The organism is Collinsella sp. TF07-1, from assembly GCF_003437235.1.
Taxonomy (GTDB): domain Bacteria; phylum Actinomycetota; class Coriobacteriia; order Coriobacteriales; family Coriobacteriaceae; genus Collinsella.
In genome coordinates this window covers 141,399-161,820 of sequence record NZ_QSRV01000002.1, presented here as the reverse complement: position 1 = coordinate 161,820, position 20,422 = coordinate 141,399, and the positions used below count along the sequence as shown (strand labels likewise).

Below are 20,422 nucleotides of genomic sequence, written 5' to 3'. Positions count from 1 at the left end.
GCCATATGGTAGGGGCGGTGGGACTCGAACCCACAATCCTCGCGGCGAGAGATTTTAAGTCTCCTGCGTATGCCAATTCCGCCACGCCCCCGTGAGACTAGAAGTCTAGCACAAGCCGTCCGTTACGCGTTGACGGCCATCGAGTGCTGGCCTGACTTTTCCAAGTACTCGGCAAACTTGGCTTCGTCGCCCTTGTTCTGGTACTGCAGGGCCAGCAGGTACTCCAAGCGGCAGCGCTTGACCGGGTCGTCGCCGACATCCTCGAGCATGCGCTCCAGCTCGGGAATGTCGTTGTGACGCTTGAGGATCATCGTGTCGTACATCAGCTGGCACTCGTGCGCGACCGCCTCGGCCTGACCGCCCTCAAAGCCCTTGATTTCGTGCAGCAGCTCCTTGGACTTTTTGCGGTCCTCCTGGCCAACGTAGTAGTTAAAGGCCTTGATCACCAGGTCGACGCGCTGCATCTTGGGCAGGTTGAGTCCCAGCAGCAGGTCGAACATCTCGCCGGCGCGCTCGTGGTCCTCGCGCAGCAGATAGGAGTTCAGACGCAGGTAGTCGCGGTTGTAGCGCGGGTACAGCATGCTGGTGAGTTTGCCGTCGAGCAAACGATCGAACTCGGCCCACTGTTTGGCGGCCATCAACTGTTGCAGGCGTTTAAACGTAGTGCGTTTTTTGACGCTAAAGAACACCGACACGGCGATACAGATGATAACGACGGCGGTCCAGAGTGTGCGGGAATCGGGCATGTTAGGATCCTTAGTCGCTCATAAAGCGAGCGGTATGACAACACGTACTAGATGTATTATACGCAGCGCACAAGCAAACTGGCATAAAAGCTCATCGAGGCTGAGTGCCATCGCTCGCTGCGGTACACTTACCTAAAGTAAACCATGAAGGGAGACATTACCTATGAAGAAGATCGTTTTGGCTTGCGGTGCTGGCGCTGCTACTTCCACGCTCGTTGCCCAGAAGGTCGCTACCATGCTCGACGCCAACGGTTATGCCGGCAAGTATGAGATCGTGCAGTGCGCCATCTCTGAGGCCAAGGACGCTTGCGACGAGGGCGCCGACCTGCTGATCGCCACCACCGTTGCCCCCGAGGGCCTCACCTGCCCGTACGTGAGCGGCGTGCCCTTCATGACCGGCATGAACCGCGTCGCTGCCGAGAAGGCCGTCCTCGACGTCATGGCTCAGTAGGCGCTGACTGTATGAGTGAGCAGAACGCCAATCCGGTCGAGCTCTTTGGCATGCGCGTTGCCCATGTGGGCATTAACGCCACCGACCCGGCAGATGCCCTGGAGATCGCGGAGCTGTTCTCGACGATGATGGGCCTGCCCGTTATCGAGACCCCGGTTTCGTACTTTAACGATTCGCTGATCGAGGTCATGAAGCAGAACGGTCGTGGCACCAAGGGCCACATCGGCTTTGCCGTCAACGACATCGATGCGGCCGAGAAGTGGTTTGCCGAGCGCGGGCTCGAGGTCAACGAGGAGTCGCGCGTGCTGCTGCCCGACGGCGGCACCAAGCTCGTGTACTTTAAGCGCGAGTTCGCCGGCTTCGCCGTGCACCTGTGCCGCGAGTAGCGCACAGGCTGCTATAGCTAACGAAAAATGGGGTAAGGCCACGTGGCCTTACCCCATTTTTAATGCCGAGAGGGTGACTGACGGGCTGCCGTAAAACGAAGGTGAATGCTTTTCCGCGAAGTGAACGAGTGAAATCGGACCCCTGGAGCATCGACACTTTGGAGGCACCGTTTCCTGCGGTTTCGTAAGGTTTTTCCTGCGGTTTTGGCGTCAAAAAGTGTGGATGCTTCGGGGGTCCAAAATAGGTCGTTCACTTCGCGGAAAAGCATTCACCTTCGATTCGTGAGAGACGCCCCTACCGCGGCAGGCGAATCGTAAAGCGGCTGCCGACGCCCTCGACTGAGGTCACGCCGATGACACCGCCATGGCTGTCGACGATCCACTTGGCAATGGCGAGCCCCAGACCCGAGCCCTGCGCGCCGGCATCGCGTGCGTTGTCGGCGCGATAGAACCGTTCAAACGCGTGAGCTGCGGATTCCTGGTTCATGCCGATACCCTCGTCCTCAACACTTATGTCGATCGTGCCCGCGCCCGCATCCGGCGTCACGCCAAACGAGATGGATGTGCCCGCGTCCGAATACTTGGCGGCGTTCTGCACGATCACGCGCAGAGCCTGCTTCACGAGCGCCACGTCAACGGGCGCGTCGCAGCGCGGGTCGCTGGTAAGTGCGGCATCGTACGCCAGTCGATATGTGTGCGCGGCATCGATCATCTGCGATTCCTCGCATACCTCGCCGACCAGTGCGGCCAGGTTGGTATTCGCACGCCGCAGGACCGTGCGCCCGGCATCGCCGCGTGCCAAAAACAGCAGCTGCTCCACGAGCTCCTGCATATGCTCGCTTTCGGCTTTGAGCGAGGTGATGGATTCTGCCAGCACGTCCGGGTCGTCTTTGCCCCAGCGGTCGAGCATGTTCACGTAACCCTGAATCACCGCGATGGGCGTGCGCAGCTCGTGACTCGCATCGTTGACAAAGCGCATCTGCTGCAGCTTTGCCTCTTGCATCTGGCGCAGTAGGCGGTTGAGTGCAACCTCGATGCTTGCCAGGTCGGCGTCGCCGGTGGTGACACTCGGCGAGTCGACGCTTGCGCGCTCGATGGCCTGCTCCAGTGTTTCCATCTTGCCGCCGGTGAGCTGCATGCGGCCGAGTTCGTCCACGCGCAAGGCAAGGTCGTTGAGCGGTGCCATGGTGCGGCGCACGCGACGGGCGCCTCCGAGCATGTTGAGCACGCTGATGACCTGCCCGCCCGCAACGACAAGGTAGAGGGGCCACAGCGCGACGAGGTCCTGCGCGAGGGGGAAGGTCTTGGCGGTGCGCGCAAGCTCGACGGTATAGGTGAGTGTGGCCGGGTCCCAGCCACGCGCGGGAGCCAGCGACATGCCGTGAACGGTGGCGCTGGGAATCCATCCCGCGGTAAACGCGCCGTCGGGCAGCGTCTGGTTATAGCCGTAGACGAGAATCGCCGCCGCGGCGACCAGCAGCCACAGATCGAGCCAGACGTAGCTTATCAGGCGGCGCCACATGTAGCTCCAGTTGATGGCGCGGGCGATGGAGGTGACGCGCTTGGTCTCGTCGTTACGCGCGGCAGACATAGCCCACCCCGCGCACGGTCTGGATGATGCGGGCACCGCCGGCGTCCTCGATCTTGGCGCGCAGATGCGCAATGTGCACGTCGACGTTGTTGGTGTCGCCCACATATTCGTAGCCCAGCGCCTCGTGCGCGATGCGCTCGCGCGTGAGCACGGTCTCGGCATGCGCCATAAGCAGGGCGAGGACATCGAACTCGCGGGCCGTGAGCGCGATGGGCGAGCCGCCGACCGTGACTTCGCGGCGGTCGGGGTCGAGCGCAACCGAGTCAACGGTAAGTGCGGCGGGGGAGGGCGTGGCAGCGGTCTGGGCCGTGTCGGTTGCCGGGGGCATTGTGGCGATACCGGCGCCTCCAATGCCCGAAGCCGCCCGCACGGCCTCCGAGCGCTTCAGCGCCACGCGGATCCGTGCGAACAGCTCCTCAATCGCAAATGGCTTGGTCAGGTAATCGTCGGCGCCGGCATCGAGCCCGGCCACCTTGTCCATCACGGCATCGCGCGCGGTGACCATAATCACCGGCACATCCTTGTGCTTGCGGACACGCCGCAGGACCTCCATACCGTTGAGCTGCGGCAACAGCACATCGAGCAGAATCAGATCGTAGTCGCGCTCCAGCGCCAGGTTCACGGCGGTGCGACCGTCGGCGGCGTGCTCCACCTGGTAGCCTTCGTGCTCCAGCTCGAGCGTCACAAAGCGGGCGATTTTCTCCTCGTCCTCTACGATCAGAATCCGTGCCATGCGTGCCCCCGTCTGCGACTACTTGTCGTCGTTCAGATTTTGCTTGATGTCATCCGCGGCGTTAGCAGCGCTATCCATAAGGTTGTTGATGCTGCCGGGCACGTCGCCGTCGCTGTCGATGCGGTAGCGCATGCCAAAGAACAGGCCAATCAGCATCAGCCAAATCGTAGCGCCCCAGGCAAACAGCGCGACGATGGGAATCAGGATGGGGATGTTGAGGATGATCGCATCGCGGCGCGTGGCGATAAACTTGGTGTCCAGGCTCAGGCGGAAGAGCTTTTTGAGGTACTCCCACACGCCGTCCATCTTCTTGGAGAAGTCGGTCTTTTCGCTCGACTTTTCGTAGGCGGCCTGCGCGGCGACCATCTCGGCCGAGGGCTCATCGACCGGTGCGGACTCGGTCGCGGCGTGCGCCGACGTGGTCTGGGTCTTGCCCTGCGACTCGAGCCAAATGATGGCATCCAAAACGTTGCCGTTGGCAGCGTCGAGCGCCGCCTTGGCATCGGTGTAGCTCACGCTGCACTTGGTGCGGATGGTTTCAACTTTTTCGAGGTCGTCCATGGCCTGTCCTTTCGTTCGATGGGCGCGACGCCGGGCAATTTGCTCGGGCGCGAGCGTTGCGTTCGGCGGCCTGCGTTGCGCGGCGCCGCCCCGCTCTTGGTCGAACTCTATAGTGCAGGTTATAGATTAAGCGATTCTTGAGCCAAGATTAATGTTGGATGAGTTTTTGGGTGGTGCGGAGGCGGGCAGGGGCAGAAAAGGCAGGTTTTGCGTGGCGTGAAGGAGGGGCGGTCTGATCTTTGGGATAGCTGATAGCGAGGTCTAATACTTTTCCGAGAAGTGAATGAGTGAAAACGGACCCCCGAAGCATCGACACTTTAGAGGTGCCGCTTCCTGCGGTTTCAATGCTGAAATCCCACGATTTTGCCGCCGAAAAATGCGGATGTTTCAGGGGTCCAAAAACAGCCGTTCACTTCGCGGAAAAGTATTAGACCTCAATAGCGGGGGATGGGGTGCCGGTACAAAACGGCGTCAGAAATGGGGTAAACAAGGCAAACGGATCTAATGGATCAAAAATCACGTTGCAAAAGTATGAAAATATCCTACAATTGCAGCATGAAGTACTTTAGCAACATAGCGGCGATAAGCGAGCTTTCCGAGAGCGAGGGCGTGTTCACCACAGCCCAGGCGGCTCGCATGGACATCTCTCGAGATGCGCTGGCGCACTCATGCCGCGCAGGGCGTCTTGAACGGATATGCCACGGCGCCTACCGGATGTCTGGAACGCAGCGCCGAGACACCGACGAACTCAACGCCTTTTGGAAGCTCACCAATCCCTCCCTTTGCGCGTGGGAGAGAAAACGTCAGTGGGATGGCATCGCCGTGAGCGGTACGACAGCGGCGAACCTGCAGCAAATGGGCGATTTCTATCTGTCCCCCTACAGGATGACCGCGCCCATGCGTATCAATACAAGAAACGAATCCCTTTCTTTTGTAAAGCGCGAGATTGCTGAGCGGGACATCGTTTGGCTCGACGGCCTGCCGGTAACTAAACCCGAGCGCACGCTTGTCGATCTTTGCCTCGATTGCGAGGATCCCTCATTAATTATCGATGCCTATCACGACGCGCTTGGACGTGGACTCGATATACAACGGCTGAAGGATCTTGTAGAGGAGAACTCTAAAACCGCCAAACGACGCGAGCTGATGGCGCCTTTGCTGATGGTACTGAACGGGTAATGCGAAACGGAGGACATGGTGAAGTACAAAACGCCTGCCGCATTGGAGATGGCTGTTAGGAATGCCGCAAGAGAATCACCAATGGATACTAATCGGGCAATCGTCGGTTTCTACTTTCATCGCTTCCTATGTCGCGTTTTTTCAGAAGATGACGGCAGCTTTGTGCTCAAGGGCGGTCAAAGCGTCCTGGCGCGAACACTCGATGCACGTGTCACAAGAGATATTGACTTGGTTGCTCAAGAGGAGAGTCTCGAAGAGGCTATTGTCGATCTGGTGCAGGCTGCTTCGATTGATCTGGAGGATTTTGTTTCGTTCGTCTTTGATCGTGCAGAGCAAATCAAAGAAGAAGATGAGTATCGGTGCGGTGCGAAGGTGTGGTTCACCCCCTTTATGGGAACCAAGAAGCTACAGCCAATTTCAATTGACTTGGTAATTGATGAAGTGCGGGGACTTGAGCCTGAGGTTCTTGCGCCGATCGATCGTCTGAATATCGAGGGGCTCCCAGTCTGCGACTATCGAGTATGCCGAGTGGAGAGTGCCCTTGCAGATAAATTGCTCGCAATGATAGAGATGCATGAGGGCCGTGCTTCATCGCGAATCAAGGATATAGTCGACATCTTGGTGTACGCGAAAACTTGCTTCGTCGATGGGGCTACGCTTGTCGAGAGGGTCGAGAAAGAAGCGTCTGCCCGCAAAGTGGCAATGCCGGAAGAGTTCGTGGCGCCTCTCTGGTGGAAACAAAATGGTTCTGCACAGTACGTAAAGATGGCGAGGCAGGCGGGGGGTACTTGATCTCGCGGGGAACATTGCTGGGGCAGAAGAGGTCGTCAATCGGTTGTATACACCGTGCTTTAATCATTCGGCGAATGTGTGCAAATGGAATCCTCAGACCACGGGATGGGAATAGGCTAGATAGTTAAGCCGGCGGGCGGCAGAATTAGTTCCTGTCGCCGGCTTAAGACGTTTCTACTGCCTATGCGCTATTCGCAGGCCTGGTCGACCACCTGAGTGACGGCCTTCTTTGCGGTTTCGAGGTTGCGCTGGGCTTGGGCGACAGCGGTCTCGGCTTGTTTCTTTGCTTCTACGACCTCGGCAAAGCGATTGATGGATTCGCTGTACTCGCGCGTGCGCGGGTCGAGCGCTGGCGGGACTTCGATCTCGAACAGGTCGGTAGGGCGGATGGCGCGGATGCTGGCTGCTTCAGTTAATGCTTGAATCAGCTTCGCCCCATGGCCTTCGGTAAGGTATCCAACGATTATCTCCGAAAACACTACGCGCTCCTCTTCGGTCATCGTTTGGAACAACGGGCGAATGACGGTGGTGTTATGCGAAGCAACCAGGTGTTGCTTCGCGTCATCGGCGCTGACGACGAGCAGGTTGGACGCGCCGTAGCGACCCAGCATGCGTGGCATGACGATATCTCCAGCGCGGAGCTCATATCGATCGAGAACGCTGGGGTTCACCTTTACGATTTTGGAATCCGAGCCATTTGCACTCTCTACAGCATCTACGGGCAGAAGATTGCCGTCCTGAAAATCTTGAGATGAGATTCGGCGCACCTCGACTGCGTCAATGTCGTTCGATGTCGTGCTCTCGCGGGGCATGAATGGCGCGACTCGCGTAAAATAGTCACCGAGTGTGGCGCTGAAGTTTCGGGTGATGGCGATGAGGCTGATTTTGCCTTTTGAGAGAGCGGCGTGGTGTTGGAGCAGCTCGCGCGTGGCAAAAGTGGACGTTTCGATTGGCGTCGATCTTGGCGTATTGGTATCAATGCGGGCCCAGTCAGGAGAGATAGAAAAGGTGATATCAGAGTAATACGATGTTTTAGTCACATATTGAAAACGCGGTCCGGGCTCAATTGCGCTGCGAAATGCAACGCTGCGATTTCCTGAAGACAGTATGAGGAGCGCGCTTGTCATGTAGGGCCTGGGCTCGGAAAGTGGCAAATAAACGACGCTCTCGATGAGCCCTTCGCGTATCAAAATCGTGCGTGCTTGTTCAGCTTTATCAAGTAAATCGGCGGGAAGTACCACGGCTGCTCGAGTGCGGCCCGAAAGGGCGAGAGCATACAGGCACCAAATAAAAGGACCCCAGTCGCAAAAATCAAGGTAGCCAGGCTCCAAATAATCGATGAGCGCGGCACTGTCTTTTTCGATATCGTGCTTATTTGCGCGGTAGTAGTTTGATGCATCGACAAACACCGGCGCTGCATCATCATCGCTTGCATTCTGCTTTCCGGGTTCAAGCTCACAAATATCGGGCACGCCGTTACCGTTTAGGGTAAAGCACTTAGCGAGATCTTCGGCATCCACAGCGCCAGGCAGACGGACAGTGAGCAGGCGACTGCCTTGTTCCAGGTTAAGCGCGCGCGAGAGGGCGGCGGCGGTGAGGCGTGGCAATGATGATGTAGTTTCACGCATGTATAGAGCCCTTTCTTCTCAGTGGGTTTATATTAGCAGAAAAATATTAAAATTTCTAATGACGAGAACAGCACGCTGTGCTATCCTCGAAGCAATCCAAAGCCAACTCAATAGCAATTGCTTGATACATTCGCTTTGTAGCCTTTAGGCAAACTAAGCAATCGAGCAGGATGATTTCACTTATGAAACTACAGGTTAGATCAATAATCATCGTTCTAGCGTCAGAACATTCTAGAACTTAGAACAGACTTACATCAACCACCTGAAACCGGATAGAAAGAAGCATTCATGAAGAAACGGGACAGTATTTACGAGGCATTCCTCAGTGCGATCGACGAGGATCTCCGCGGTATGTGCGAAGTGAACAGGAAGGCAGAGCTGCCACTTCCGTGTCCGTACTGCGGCGAGAAGAACGTCGAGCGCCTGGCTAAATCGCTCGTTGGCGTGCTGGAAGAGCGCTCGCCCGATATTCCCGGGCTGGTGCCCGAGCAGTATCGAGCCGATGTACACGAGGCCCGCGAGCTTTTGACTGCTGCGACGCTCGCTTTGCTTTCGCTGTATTTTTCCCCGCGCGATAGCTGCATGGGCAGCGTGGCAGCCGTGGTGAGCATGTTTAGGCATGGATGTAATGCGGCTTTTAAGTCAGCTGGCGTTCTCTTGTTTGAGCAGGTTACGACAGGGATGAAGTACAACGTCAAGAAGGATGCCTATATTCCGTCCCCATTCGTGCGCCATATCGATAGCAAAAAGCCTTACGACCGGCTGCACCGCGATGGATCGCGTGGCTTTACGGCGGATGAAGATGATGCCGTCATGTTTTATAAGCGCTACCTCAAGGTGCAACGACGCGTGTTCGATACGAGTCCGCGTTTCAACTTTGAGTTATGCGTCAAACGCCCGTTTGAGGCACTTTTGGACGAACGACACACTTTTTATTACATGGAGGAAAAGATGGAAATCGATTTGGCAACTAAGGTACGGGGGCTTCAGGACCGCTACCTCCTCAACTGCGCTCGGGCCAAGGGATACGACCTGCTCGACAAGCTGATGATTAATGCATTGCTTGCGTATCTGCGCGACGGGACGGTTTCAACTGCTGCTCGCGAGAGTTATCTGGCGCAGGCCGAGCGCCTGATCGGCCACGCGACCAAGTCGTCGCGCTCGGCACAGCTCAATGAGGACGACGGTGTCGATCGCATTGCTTAACAACCACCAACGTCACGGACAAGAAAGGAGCCACGCCATGTCAGTCATCAAGATGTACGGCTACGAGGCCGCGCAGCAAACGGAGTATCAGACCAAGAAGTGGGCGACTAAGGAGGAGATGCAGGCGCTGTCATCCGGCGATGAGCAGCGCGATGTGATCTTGGCGCAAGGTGCCACGGTGGCTTTCTACGAGGGCGACAAGCACTGGGAGACAAGCGTGTCCAACAATGTTTTTGCCTTTGGCGGTACTGGTAGCGGCAAAACAGCGAGTTTCGTTTTGCCCAACCTGCTCAACCACCACGAGTGCTGCTATGTGGTCACAGACACCAAGGGCGAGTTACTGCGCCGCACGGGAAAAGGCTTTGAAGAGGACGGCTACGAGGTAACGGTTCTCGACACCATCAATCCCGAGCAGTCGTCCGGGTACGATCCCCTGCGCTACGTGATGGATGTCGAGGATATCCCCACCACGGTGGCGGCAATCATGGAGGGGATCGATCCTGACAGGCGCAGCTTTAGGAACGACCCGTTTTGGGACAACGCGAACGACCTGCTGCTTCGAGCGATTGTTGGAATCCTGTTCCTCCTGGAGTGCCTTGCTGGCACATTTGCGCCAGGCGGGGATCCTGAGGCTCCGCGCCGCTACCTTAAGATGAACAACGTCTTTAAACTGGCTGCGCTCATCAAGGTTACGGGAGATGGTGAGGGGCGATTCCCGTTGGACTACCTTGTAGAAGAGGTAGAGTCCAGGGAGTTTCTCGATAAGTATGGTGCGGAGAACGCTGATCTGTATGGCGTTGAGCAGTATCGCGATTTTCGAGGTGCGGCAGATAGGACGCTTAAGAGTATTCTGATCACGCTCAATGCAACTATCTCGCGGCTTAAGACGCCTCAGCTCATGCGCGTTTTTGAGAATGACGAGATGCGTCTTGATCGTATTGACGAGGGCAAGCGCGTGATCGATCTTAAAGTGAGCGACAACGATTCGGCTAATGCATGGCTTGCGAACGTTGCCCTTAAGCAGCTGTTTAACCTTGCCCAGCGCCGTGCCGATGCCAGCCCCAGCGGCCATTTGCAGCGTCGCGTGCAGTTTGTGCTCGATGAGTTTCCCAATGTGGGACGCATCCCCGATTTTGAGCGCAGCATTGCGACCGTGCGCAGTCGCGGCATTAGCTTTTTGATGTGTGCGCAATCGCTGAGCCAGCTCGATGTCGTGTACGGCAAATCAACGGCGCTTACCATCCTCGATAACTGCGATAGCTTGGTCTATATGGGTGGCGGCAGCAACATCGCGACGCAGAACTACATAAGCGAACTGTGTGGCGAGTCGGTTTTGGGCACCAAGTACGTGGGCGCCGAGCGCACTGCCGTAGATGTGCGCGGTTGCGTGATGACCCCAGGCGAGGTTGGGCTTATGCCTCGCACCGATTGCCTGGTCAAGGTGACCGGCATGCGTCCCTTCCGCGCCAAGAAGTACTATTGCGACGACCATCCCAATGCAGCTAAGTGGCTAAGGGATTAGTCCCTGCAGCTTTGTGTATCCCATCTTGCATATTTTGTCGCACGGCTTCCGTTAGCCGTAAGCCGTGCGGTCCAGTTTTTGCCTCCTTACCGATTCCGTTTAGAAGGGAATTGCCATGTCCGTTATGTATCGTGAGCCCAGCATCATCAAGAAGTCCAAGGACGGCCGCGTTGCCGCCGTCGATATGGCAAGCGAGCTGCTTAACAGCCGCGTGCTGCTGCTGGAGGGCGAGGTCAACGATGTGACCTGCAACGGCCTTATTAAGTCCATGCTGGTGCTGGAACATCAAAGCGCGGCCGAGCCCATCACCCTCATCATCAATAGCCCGGGCGGCAGCGTTACGGCGGGGCTGGCGCTCATCGACACCATGCAGTCGCTCGATTGCCCCGTGATCACGGTGGGTGAGGGCGTCGTGGCCTCGATGGCCGCGGTGATCTTGGCCTGCGGCGACCACCGCCAGGTGTACCGCCACACGCAGGTGCTCATTCACCAGCTAATGGGCGGCACGGGCATGGCGCAGCAGACCGATATCGAGATTGTGGCCCAGCATGCGGCAGCCATGCGTGCCGAGCTGGACGAGCTACTGGCCGAGCACGGCAACCTGAGCGCTCAGGAGTTCCATGAGCTCACCGAGCGCGACTGCTGGTGTAACGCCAAACGCGCCCTAGAACTGGGCCTGGTGGACGAAGTGATTGCGCCCAGCAAGAAAGCGCTCTAGTGGGGCGCATGCCTTACAAGCACGTTAAACAGGGCGAATGAGCACGTAGTTGAACAGCCAGAAAGAGGTTGAACATGAGCAGGATTTGGGATGTCGACGGTATTGAGTGGGAAGATCTGCCCACCGTGAGCGACCTGCTGTGCGCTGCGGACACAAAGATCCTGGCACGCGAGGTTGCCCTGCGATACGGCGGCAAGCCGGGCGGCTGCGGCCGTGTCGATAACGAGCGCAGCTTAAAGCGCGCCCGCCGCAAGGTCAAAAAGCTGCGCAAGGTTGACCCCGAGCCCAGCGACAATATCGTCCTGCTGCCCAAGCACGTCATCAATCGTCGTGGTGCAGGCCACGGCTTTGGCTATTACGACGTGGAGCCGTGCATCTTTACACGCGGCGGCGTTCAAATGCTAGGTGAGGATGTGCTCGCCAAAGTACGTCCGTGGGAATTGATCTTGATGGATGATGAGTCCGCGAGCGAAATGCTGGGCTATCGCGTATGGCTCGGCGGCGAGTGGGACCTGTGCGAGCGCTACCGCTTTTTGGCCGTGGTGTGCGTTCGCATGCTGAACAGCATCCGGGCGCAAAAGGAGCTGCGCAAGTGCCTCGTGCAGGGCGAGACAGCCTGTGATATGGACGAGGACGAGGCGATCGAAGGGATTCGCCGCGACGTGCTGTATCCCGAGGAAGTGATCAACGCCAAACTCGGCGGCTATTGGGATGCGAGTTTGGGACTCAACCTGCCCTGGAAGAACGAGCACCGGCAGACTTGCACGCGAATCGACAGGGCTATCGATGACCTGTTTTCTAAGGAAACGAAGCGCTGCGCTGCCGAGCTTGGGAAGAAACTTGAGCGAGGGTATGAGGAGCGCAGGGAGGTGCCGTTGTTTCAATCATTCACCGACGAATGAGAAAAAGGCGGCGGCCGCGGTCCCCCGCGGGATTATCCTGGACCTATTACGTGAGCGGTGCGCGGGCGAGGAGCAATCATGGCTGGTCGTGGAAGCAAATGGTCGAGGGAAGAAACCCTTGCGGCTCTGTTTCTGTACCTCGCCCTACCATCGAAAAAGGTTGATGATACAAACGAGGATGTCCAGGCGCTAGCTAAGGCCATTGGCAGAACGCCGGGCGCGGTTGCTCTAAAAATCTGGAACCTTGCATCATTCGATGAGCGTCGACGTGCTCGCGGCAAGGTTGGAATGACCCATGCAAGCAAAATGGACAAGATGGTTTGGGCTGAGTATTCCTCTGCTGGTGATGAGCTTGTCGAGGAGGCGACTGAGGTTTTCCTCAACCGTTTCGATTTTAAAGAACCGCTAAGTGATGAGCTGAAAGAGACGATCGGCTTTGATTTGCCAGAGGGCAAGGAGCGCGAGGCAATTGTTTCGATGCGGGTGAACCAGGAGTTCTTTCGAAATACCCTGCTCGTCAATTACGATTCAAGATGCTGCTTGACGGGGCTAACGAACAAGGCTCTGTTGGTTGCTAGCCATATCAAGCCCTGGAAAGTCTCTGATCCAAAGACGGAGCGACTCGCGCCCGACAACGGCTTGCTTTTGAACGCATTGCACGATAAAGCGTTCGACCGGGGACTAATCACCATTACGAAGGACCTAAAGATAGTGGTGTCTAGCGTGGTCGAGCACGAAACTCCTGAGGACGAGTACTTGTGGCGCTACAACGGAGAGCCGATTACGCTTCCGAAACGATTCGCCCCAAGAGCTGAGTTTATTGAATATCACAACGATATGGTGTTTAAGGGGTAGGGGTCCGTATGGAAAGCCCGAGTTGAAAGCGATTGTTGTTAAGACGTTGCTTAAGCGTCCTCGTTATCCGGAGACATTTTTAGTATTTGAGGGTCGTTATTAATTATTAGGAATGATTTTCGAAGAGTATTGGCTTTATTTGGCTTAACGATGGATATGGGGGTGCGTGCCATGCTTCGCTGCCGATTCTTGGGTTGAGGAAAGGGATATTGATGTGCGCAACGTGTGTTGTGTCCCAGCTAGCGTCTAAACTAAAATCCTTGAGTCTGAACATGGACGGCGCATCGGAGGTTTGATGTCGGTAATTGTTCCCCCCATTAAATGCCAGGGAATTAAAACGAAGCTAGTCCCCTTCATTGAGGAGACAATAAACTGGGATAAGCAGCAGGGGATATGGTACGAGCCGTTTTTGGGGAGCGGGGTTGTGCTATTTAACGTTTGTCCACAGAGAGCGGTGGTCGGTGATCGCAATCAACACATTATTGATTTTTATAGAAGCGTGCAGCGGCATGAAATAACATCAGAGTCTATGCGGGAATACCTTGAACGCGAATCTGTGATGTTGCGTACTGGTGGAGCGGAATACTACTACGAGGTAAGTTTATATGGAGCAATGCCTCCTCTCTTTAGGTGCTTTCGATAAGTTGATTTGACATCGACAGCAATTCGATTCCCCTCTTCGTTTTGAGGGGTTAGTACAAAGTCCGGATAGTAGTTTTGTTTGTCTGGGGTCGTTAGCGTAAACCCGAAGTCGTCGGCAATCTCCTTGAGCAACGGCTCGGTAAGCATCTCGAAAATTCTTCCGAGCAGTTTCGTGTCATATCCGATTGGATAGATGGTTTCGTCGCGAAAAGCAAATCCCTTAGCAACCCAATCGACATTATGCTCGGCTACAGTTTTATTGAATTCGCTAATTAAATCAAACATTGTTGTCTCTATTTCAATCGATGCCTGCAGAGAAATATCGATGGGTCGGTTTGCGTTGATTGTAGCTCGCCAATGAATAAAAACAAGGATGCATTCGGTCGCCTTCGGCTCTGCTCGAGGTTGCCAATCAAGGTGATTCAAGTTTGCTGCGAGTGCGCCCTAACAGTCATTACGTCGTATACGAGTTGTGCTAATCTATTTGTGAACGGCGGAGCCCTTTATGGATGGCTTCGCCGTTCACCGTTAAATAGCGGCACTTTCAATCTCTTGGTCATATCGACTGAGTAAAATGTTGATTGTTCAGATTGGAGGCGGCTATGGTTCAACCGAAAATCCAGGGAAATCACCGAGCATATCCAAAGGAGCTGGCGATATATGTCGAGCGTATCCTATTGGAGGAAACTGATGCTGGGCTTGGCAAAGGGTTGAGCGTTTCTGACATAATGGCGGAGCTTAAAGCCCGTTATGGCTATGAAGTTAAGCGCGACACAGTGCAGGGCGTATTGAACGCACTTGTTGATTCTGGATCAAAAAAGCCTTCGCTCTGCAATAATGCGGGCGCCAGTCCGTTAACCGAGATGAATAGTATCGATCTCGACAACAGTTGTCTGAATCCGTTCTACACGGTGATTGCAAGTCGATTGGCTTGTAAGGGCGAGCGGCTGACGAATGGCGATGGGGAATCTGCACCTAAAAATGCGAAGCGCCTGTACAGCATAGAGCGTCAAATTGATAGTGCGCAAATTGAGCATCTGTGCCGTCTCATTGAAGCCTCTACGGGCGTGGGTGGAGCCGACGTACTTGAGCATGCAGTTCTTCGCCTACTGTGCGGCGAAGAAAGACGGCAGATCGAAGATCGTTTGGCTCAAGAAAATGCTCTGCTCAAAAGCGGCAGAATTGCAAATATGGAAGCAACGCTTGCAAATTTGAAGTTATTGGAAAAGGCCATTAGCCAAAGGCAGAGAGTCCGCTTTCGAACTTCTGATAAGGGGCGATTGCATAGTCATACGCCATATCATCTATGTATGCACGATGGCTACTACTACCTGTTTGTGGGCCACAAGGGTGCCGCGAGGTCTTTTGACGCAATTCGAGTTGATAGCCTGCGGGATATAACCATTGCTGGACCATCGGACGATGCAAAAGGTCATTTTGAGGCGATGGCCGAAGAAGCAAAAAGGTTCTCTTGTGCTGGCGTGAACAGGATGTTTAGTGACGACATCGTTACGGTTCACGTAAGGTGTCATAACCAAGCAAAGGAGAAGTATCTTTTAGCCGAATTTGCCGGAAACGATGGGTTTCGGCGCGAGACACAGGACGGGCATCCAAATCCAGAGTATTCGTTTATGGCGTCGTATGATGGCATGAAAACATGGGCAATGAAGTGGCTCGATGTGTTTGAGATACTTCAACCAAAGAAATTGCGCGATGACGTTGTGGACATTATTGGACATAAATGTATCTATGTGAGTGCGAGGACTGATTCAAATGACCCCTGCTGAGAAAAAGCAAGCAATTGGCGATGCGTTAGATTACTGGTATTTGCTTGATTTTTTGAGCCAAGGCGACCAACCCGAAGAGAAAAAGGACCCGCCTAGGCCCAGAAAAGGAATGCTTGATGACTGCTTTGTCCCTGAAGAGCGGGACGACCAGGAGCTAAGGACGCCTTCTGAAGAAGCGAGAGAGCGTACGGATAGTGTCACAAACGGCGAAAACTGGCCGATCTCAACGATTTATTGTCACCTGGGCTCCGTTCCACGCGAAGCGGTCATGACTTATCTTGCAGAAAAACCGGGGAATGAAATCGAAAAAGAGGATGAGTGCATGACGGTTGCACTATTAGGTGTGAGTCCTGATGGTCAATTTGTCAGCTTCGAGTTGTCCTCCTTATTTTGGTGGTTGAAGAGGAACGTCGGGAATAGCCTAAATGCCATCGGTAGCTTTGAGAAAGAGCAGGACGATATTTGCAAGAAGCTCAATCAAGAACTCGTTGGAACAAAGCTGACATATGGTGTCATTAGGGGCATTGTCAATAGTTGCGTCCGGCCAATGATTAAGGGGATAGCCAGCTGCCTTCCCGACGGTGACGGGGCTAAACGTATCAGCGAGTGGTGTTCAAGGCTGCTTGTCGAATATAGAGCAATGAAGCCAAAGGACAGCGGGGACGATGCGTGTCCAACGTTCGACCAATCACTCTGTCACTCATTTTTCGCAAAAGACATTTCCATGATAAATGAGCTGTGCAACAAGTCAGGGTCTTTCGACGATCTTCGTGAGGGATCGCTGTCTCTTGTCGCCGCATACCTTGAAGGTGGCTTGAGGAATGAATCTGCCTGCGGAGAGATCGATCTTCTGGACGGCGAAGACGATGAAGATCTGGCTGATCGTGCAGACTTCTTTTCTGAAGTGTTGGGAGCCGGCGCTACACCTATCGGTCGCTGGCCGAGTAAATACTCCTTGAGTTTGATGCAACAAGTGGCGGTAAATCTTGCGGTTGGTCGTGGCGGTTCGACACGCAAATACCCGGCAAACGACGTTATGTCGGTTAACGGTCCTCCGGGCACGGGAAAAACAACCCTGCTCAAGGATATCGTTGCGGCTAACGTTGTCGAAAAAGCCCGTCTGCTGTGCGAATATGACAAGCCCGATGACGCCTTCGAAGAGGTAGAACTTAGCAAACGGTATCTCAAGTACGCCAAGAATCCTTATCGCTTCAAAGAGGGCAGAACGGGAGATGCGATAAAAAGTCTCAGCATCTTGGTCTGCTCGACAAACAATGCAGCAGTTGAGAACATCGCCAAAGAGCTTCCTGATGGGAAGGCCTTTTTGGAGGGTATTGACGAATCTGAGAAAAAGGAGTTTCTAGAGTCAGATTTGTCCAACATTGTTTGGGGAAAGAAAAACGAGCAGAAACCGGTGGATGATCTCTATTTCTCTTCGGCGCTCGTTGACAATAAAGGCAATCTTCGCGACCCTACGCATCCTGGGCTTATGGTTGCGGCATGTCTGGGAAACCGTAGGAATATTAATAACTTCAGAGATTGCGAGCTTTCTTCGCTGCAGTTTAACGGCGGGCTGGGAAAGGGCGGACGGTTTTCTGAGGCGAAGAAGCTGTTTCTTGCTCAATACAAAAAGATAACCGATCGATTCAACAGAATGGAGGAGCAAGCAGCCGGGGAGCGCGAACTTCTGAACCGCAAGAAGCATTTGTCCCAATTGAATTGTAGGTGTCAAAAGGACGAGCGAGAGATAGTTGAAGAACTGACAACCGAAACGGTATGTCTGTCTCGTCCTTTTGAAGGCAGTTCCGCAGGTGATGTCCGGAAATATCTTGATGACATTGCGAAGGATACTGCTGATTATGAGGCGAGAAGGAATGGGCTTGAAGCAGAATTGCGCGATGCGGAAGAAAAGGCCAGTGGGCTGATCGGGAGCATCTTCAATAGGGGCCGTTTGTCCGATAGCCGCGAGAAGCTCGATTCCTTTATGCTGCAAACCGCACCGGACCAGAGGCTTGTTGCGCTGCGTACGAAATTCGAGAACAAATACGAAAAACTAGAGAATGAAAAGAAGGAACTATCCTCTTTGTGGGTGAAGATCCAAGGTCAAAAGCGCAACAGAGTTGATGGTGCTGAATCTGTTGAGACGATTAATGGGCATTTTGTCGAGTGCATCTCAAAGGGGGATAGCGAAAGCCGAAAAAAGACTCATCTATATAATCCATCCGATGACCCTGACCTAAAAAAGGACCGCAACCTGCTATTTCTCTATGCATTGCAGGTGACACGCGAGTTCATCCTTGAATCAAAATGTATGCGGAATAACATTGCGCTTCTACGAACATACTGGGGAGCCAAAGACAAGGGCGTCGATTCTGGTAAAAAGGAGTTAATAGAGTTCACGCAAGCCGATAGAAGGAGTATGGCCCCTGCGCTCTTTCAGACGCTCAGTTTGCTTACCCCAGTGATTTCTTCCACGTTTGCGTCGATTGGCCGCATGTTTGAGGACATTCAGATTGGGAAAGACCCTTTATTTGGCCTGCTGATAATAGATGAGGCGGGACAGGCGGTGCCGTATGCTGCTTTGGGCGCCCTTGCTCGCAGTCGACGTGCAATGATTGTCGGTGACCCCTCTCAGATTGAGCCTGTGATCACAGGGGATGTTAAGGAGCTCCGCGCTGTCCTCGGTAAAAAAGTATTACTACCTTATAAGGGGGATATGGCTTCGGTCCAGCGACTTGCCGACGCCGTTAACCCCTATGGCCACCTGCGCAGCAACGGCGAGGATGATCAATGGATTGGCTGCCCGCTTGTGGTTCACCGTCGCTGCATATCACCCATGTTCGATATTTCAAATGAGATCTCGTATCAGGGCTCCATGCTTAACGAGACGGCTAGCCCAAAAAAGGATCTCGCTGACAGCTTTTATCTAAAGTCCTCACAGTGGATCAATGTTACGGGATTTGAACGTGGCAATCGCGATCATTATGTTGATGCCCAGGGCGATAGAGTGTTCGAGATTGTCAAGGACGCTTTTGATAAGGCCGTAGCTACGGCTGAGAAAAAAGCTTGCGAATCGGGCAAGTCCGAGGGAATTGTTATTCCAAGTCTCTATATTATTTCTCCGTTTAAAACCGTTGTCAGGGGGCTTCAGGACCGGCTGTTAAGTGCTAGGACTGAAGTGGCTGACAAAGATGCATGGCAATATTTCGCAAAGCATAATATTGGTACGGTTCATACGTTCCAAGGTAAAGAAGCCCATCAAGTGGTATTTGTCTTGGGGTGTGATACAAGGCGCAGTTGTGAGGGCGCAATCAAGTTTGTAAACCCAAATATCGTGAATGTTGCGGCAAGCCGAGCCAAGTATCGCCTCTACGTAATTGCCGACTATGCAGCGTGGAAGATTAACGAGAACGTTGCAACGATGAAGCGCATTCTCGATACGGCATGGGTTGTGCATTGGGAAAATTACCAGAAAACCGGCGCTATTGAGGAACTCAATGCAGCCAAGGATATGCTGCCGCGAGGAGAATCTCTTCCAAGGGAGACAGCTGGCGCGGACGAGGAACATATCAATGAAGACGACAAGAAAGATGACAATAAAGATGTTTGGTGCCCTGATGTAAACACCGATTCCTATTTGGACAACGTGGGCGAAGCGTTCAAAAGCTTTAATCTGGATGCAGAAGACTGTCGAATCATAGGCTTTTCTTCGCGCGAAGCTCTTCAAAGCGCATTCGCTGATTGCGAGTGCGACCAAAATGGCAAAAATAGGGTGCTTGAGAATATCGAGCAGGGGCTTCTTCTGTGCAAGATATTTGGCATTGGCAGTGTTGGCACCGATAGCGATTCAGATTGCGCATTTTGCCTGCTAATGTTCTGCCGTGCGGCGGAGAGATACTTGCGTTTGAAATTGCTGCCGACCTTGAAGGCCATTGCTCCCGATTATGTTGTTGCAAGAAAGCCACTCAAGGAGCTTGAGGGCCTTAACCTCGGTCAATACAAAAGGTTAATTGAAAAAAAGAGTGAGCTACTGGCATCCTCTGTTCGAGTTGAAAATGCTGAATTGACGCAGGCGTCAAAGGGGGACTGGTGGAGGACACTCGGCGAAACACTGGGTCGATTTACTGAATTTCGTAATAGCGCCTGTCACACCGACCGAAAAGAGATGGTTAGCGCGGGCGAGGTCTGGCTGGCGCTTCGATGCCTTTTCGTTGCTTTTCAGCTTGATGAATCTGGTCATAAGAGTGTGGAAATCATGCGAGAGGGTATTGCTTACGAAGCGGCTTTTGCGGGGGCCGAGCGTTTGCCGGTCTGTTACTCAATGGATCAGGCAAGCGCTAAGGGCTATGCCTCGATTTCGAAAATACTGAGAGAGGGTGGCTCAGGGATTAGGGCTGAAGATGCCAACACTATTCTGATGGAACAAGGGTATCTGCGACTTTTCGATGAAGGCGAAGAGAGCGTACAACAATGCAAAGTTCCGTCCGCTAAAGGCTTGGGGCTGGGCGCAGTCTTTGTGTGCGGAGAAAAGAACGGCGACGTATTCTACTACGCGCAGTATCCCCTGGCGAAAGCCAAAGAGATATGCGACCTATTTGAATCTAAGTCGTAATTTGGCCCAAGGCTAAGTGCGCTTTATGGTTTAACCCGCAATCTACCGCTATATAGCGGTAGATTGCGGGTTGCTTTTTATCTCTTTTCACTATTCTGCAGGTGTCAGTTG

Annotated in this window: 18 protein-coding genes and 1 tRNA gene; 12 read left to right on the top strand and 7 right to left on the bottom strand. The window is 54.0% G+C overall.

The window, feature by feature from the left end; translation table 11 throughout:
* Positions 1–6 precede the first annotated feature (6 nt).
* Together DXC67_RS01680 and DXC67_RS01675 are read right to left on the bottom strand one after the other, a co-directional pair.
* Positions 7–91: transfer RNA gene (locus DXC67_RS01680), tRNA-Leu, on the bottom strand.
* A 31-nt stretch (positions 92–122) separates the two neighbouring features.
* Positions 123–746 (bottom strand): hypothetical protein, encoded by a 624-nt coding sequence (locus DXC67_RS01675; RefSeq protein WP_089573579.1) that lies wholly within the window; start codon positions 744–746, stop codon positions 123–125.
* Between the two features lie 163 nt (positions 747–909).
* Between DXC67_RS01675 and DXC67_RS01670 the strand changes: the two genes are divergently transcribed.
* Positions 910–1,197, top strand: a complete 288-nt coding sequence (locus DXC67_RS01670) for a PTS sugar transporter subunit IIB (protein ID WP_055252380.1) — start codon at positions 910–912, stop codon at positions 1,195–1,197.
* Between the two features lie 11 nt (positions 1,198–1,208).
* A complete protein-coding gene (locus DXC67_RS01665; protein WP_089573578.1) occupies positions 1,209–1,583 on the top strand; it encodes a VOC family protein in 375 nt (124 codons plus the stop codon).
* A 295-nt stretch (positions 1,584–1,878) separates the two neighbouring features.
* Here the strand turns inward: DXC67_RS01665 and DXC67_RS01660 are convergent, their stop codons facing one another.
* From DXC67_RS01660 to DXC67_RS01650, 3 genes are read right to left on the bottom strand one after another with little or no spacing between them, the layout of a single operon-like run.
* Positions 1,879–3,174 (bottom strand): cell wall metabolism sensor histidine kinase WalK, encoded by a 1,296-nt coding sequence (locus tag DXC67_RS01660; RefSeq protein ID WP_117637105.1) that lies wholly within the window; start codon positions 3,172–3,174, stop codon positions 1,879–1,881.
* Entirely contained in the window at positions 3,158–3,907 is a 750-nt protein-coding gene (locus DXC67_RS01655) for a response regulator transcription factor (RefSeq protein WP_117637104.1), read from the bottom strand. Before DXC67_RS01655 ends, DXC67_RS01660 begins: the two co-directional genes overlap by 17 nt.
* An 18-nt stretch (positions 3,908–3,925) precedes the next feature.
* Positions 3,926–4,468: a DUF4342 domain-containing protein gene (locus DXC67_RS01650; protein WP_117637103.1), complete on the bottom strand. Its 543-nt coding sequence runs from the start codon at positions 4,466–4,468 to the stop codon at positions 3,926–3,928.
* A 504-nt stretch (positions 4,469–4,972) separates the two neighbouring features.
* Between DXC67_RS01650 and DXC67_RS01645 the strand changes: the two genes are divergently transcribed.
* Both DXC67_RS01645 and DXC67_RS01640 read left to right on the top strand, forming a co-directional pair.
* Positions 4,973–5,647 carry a type IV toxin-antitoxin system AbiEi family antitoxin domain-containing protein gene (locus DXC67_RS01645; RefSeq protein ID WP_199408775.1) on the top strand — a complete coding sequence of 225 codons (675 nt, stop codon included), beginning with the start codon at positions 4,973–4,975 and terminating at the stop codon, positions 5,645–5,647.
* An 18-nt stretch (positions 5,648–5,665) separates the two neighbouring features.
* The gene (locus DXC67_RS01640; RefSeq protein ID WP_199410550.1) at positions 5,666–6,439 is read left to right on the top strand and encodes a nucleotidyl transferase AbiEii/AbiGii toxin family protein; all 774 of its coding nucleotides are present in this window, start codon (positions 5,666–5,668) and stop codon (positions 6,437–6,439) included.
* Positions 6,440–6,627: 188 nt separating this feature from the next.
* Here DXC67_RS01640 and DXC67_RS01635 read toward each other — a convergent pair whose 3' ends face one another.
* The gene (locus DXC67_RS01635; RefSeq protein WP_117637102.1) at positions 6,628–8,067 is read right to left on the bottom strand and encodes a hypothetical protein; all 1,440 of its coding nucleotides are present in this window, start codon (positions 8,065–8,067) and stop codon (positions 6,628–6,630) included.
* A gap of 288 nt (positions 8,068–8,355) precedes the next feature.
* Here DXC67_RS01635 and DXC67_RS01630 point away from each other — a divergent pair, with 288 nt between their 5' ends.
* The 6 genes from DXC67_RS01630 (at position 8,356) to DXC67_RS10785 (ending at position 13,913) form a co-directional block, all read left to right on the top strand.
* Positions 8,356–9,273: a hypothetical protein gene (locus DXC67_RS01630; RefSeq protein ID WP_117637101.1), complete on the top strand. Its 918-nt coding sequence runs from the start codon at positions 8,356–8,358 to the stop codon at positions 9,271–9,273.
* Positions 9,274–9,310: 37 nt separating this feature from the next.
* On the top strand, positions 9,311–10,795 hold the full coding sequence (locus DXC67_RS01625) for a VirD4-like conjugal transfer protein, CD1115 family (RefSeq protein WP_158551265.1): 1,485 nt from the start codon (positions 9,311–9,313) through the stop codon (positions 10,793–10,795).
* Positions 10,796–10,910: 115 nt separating this feature from the next.
* On the top strand, positions 10,911–11,513 hold the full coding sequence (locus DXC67_RS01620) for a ClpP family protease (protein WP_117637099.1): 603 nt from the start codon (positions 10,911–10,913) through the stop codon (positions 11,511–11,513).
* Between the two features lie 74 nt (positions 11,514–11,587).
* Positions 11,588–12,415, top strand: a complete 828-nt coding sequence (locus tag DXC67_RS01615) for a hypothetical protein (protein ID WP_117637098.1) — start codon at positions 11,588–11,590, stop codon at positions 12,413–12,415.
* A 78-nt stretch (positions 12,416–12,493) separates the two neighbouring features.
* Entirely contained in the window at positions 12,494–13,270 is a 777-nt protein-coding gene (locus DXC67_RS01610; protein ID WP_117635636.1) for an HNH endonuclease, read from the top strand.
* Between the two features lie 295 nt (positions 13,271–13,565).
* Positions 13,566–13,913 carry a DNA adenine methylase gene (locus DXC67_RS10785; protein ID WP_117637097.1) on the top strand — a complete coding sequence of 116 codons (348 nt, stop codon included), beginning with the start codon at positions 13,566–13,568 and terminating at the stop codon, positions 13,911–13,913.
* Here the strand turns inward: DXC67_RS10785 and DXC67_RS01600 are convergent.
* Positions 13,859–14,338: a type II restriction endonuclease gene (locus DXC67_RS01600; protein ID WP_147327734.1), complete on the bottom strand. Its 480-nt coding sequence runs from the start codon at positions 14,336–14,338 to the stop codon at positions 13,859–13,861. The genes DXC67_RS10785 and DXC67_RS01600 overlap by 55 nt on opposite strands.
* Before the next feature lie 176 nt (positions 14,339–14,514).
* Here DXC67_RS01600 and DXC67_RS01595 point away from each other — a divergent pair, with 176 nt between their 5' ends.
* A complete protein-coding gene (locus DXC67_RS01595; RefSeq protein ID WP_117637095.1) occupies positions 14,515–15,699 on the top strand; it encodes a WYL domain-containing protein in 1,185 nt (394 codons plus the stop codon).
* Positions 15,686–20,311, top strand: a complete 4,626-nt coding sequence (locus tag DXC67_RS01590) for an ATP-binding protein (protein WP_117637094.1) — start codon at positions 15,686–15,688, stop codon at positions 20,309–20,311. The genes DXC67_RS01595 and DXC67_RS01590 overlap by 14 nt, the downstream gene beginning before the upstream one ends.
* The last annotated feature ends 111 nt before the right edge of the window (positions 20,312–20,422 follow it).

Coding starts and splice junctions, on each gene's coding strand:
- DXC67_RS01675 (WP_089573579.1), bottom strand. CDS start 746: ATGCCCGATTCCCGCACACTCTGGACCGCCGTCGTTATCATCTGTATC.
- DXC67_RS01670 (WP_055252380.1), top strand. CDS start 910: ATGAAGAAGATCGTTTTGGCTTGCGGTGCTGGCGCTGCTACTTCCACG.
- DXC67_RS01665 (WP_089573578.1), top strand. CDS start 1,209: ATGAGTGAGCAGAACGCCAATCCGGTCGAGCTCTTTGGCATGCGCGTT.
- DXC67_RS01660 (WP_117637105.1), bottom strand. CDS start 3,174: ATGTCTGCCGCGCGTAACGACGAGACCAAGCGCGTCACCTCCATCGCC.
- DXC67_RS01655 (WP_117637104.1), bottom strand. CDS start 3,907: ATGGCACGGATTCTGATCGTAGAGGACGAGGAGAAAATCGCCCGCTTT.
- DXC67_RS01650 (WP_117637103.1), bottom strand. CDS start 4,468: ATGGACGACCTCGAAAAAGTTGAAACCATCCGCACCAAGTGCAGCGTG.
- DXC67_RS01645 (WP_199408775.1), top strand. CDS start 4,973: ATGGATCAAAAATCACGTTGCAAAAGTATGAAAATATCCTACAATTGC.
- DXC67_RS01635 (WP_117637102.1), bottom strand. CDS start 8,067: ATGCGTGAAACTACATCATCATTGCCACGCCTCACCGCCGCCGCCCTC.
- DXC67_RS01630 (WP_117637101.1), top strand. CDS start 8,356: ATGAAGAAACGGGACAGTATTTACGAGGCATTCCTCAGTGCGATCGAC.
- DXC67_RS01625 (WP_158551265.1), top strand. CDS start 9,311: ATGTCAGTCATCAAGATGTACGGCTACGAGGCCGCGCAGCAAACGGAG.
- DXC67_RS01620 (WP_117637099.1), top strand. CDS start 10,911: ATGTCCGTTATGTATCGTGAGCCCAGCATCATCAAGAAGTCCAAGGAC.
- DXC67_RS01615 (WP_117637098.1), top strand. CDS start 11,588: ATGAGCAGGATTTGGGATGTCGACGGTATTGAGTGGGAAGATCTGCCC.
- DXC67_RS01610 (WP_117635636.1), top strand. CDS start 12,494: ATGGCTGGTCGTGGAAGCAAATGGTCGAGGGAAGAAACCCTTGCGGCT.
- DXC67_RS10785 (WP_117637097.1), top strand. CDS start 13,566: ATGTCGGTAATTGTTCCCCCCATTAAATGCCAGGGAATTAAAACGAAG.
- DXC67_RS01595 (WP_117637095.1), top strand. CDS start 14,515: ATGGTTCAACCGAAAATCCAGGGAAATCACCGAGCATATCCAAAGGAG.
- DXC67_RS01590 (WP_117637094.1), top strand. CDS start 15,686: ATGACCCCTGCTGAGAAAAAGCAAGCAATTGGCGATGCGTTAGATTAC.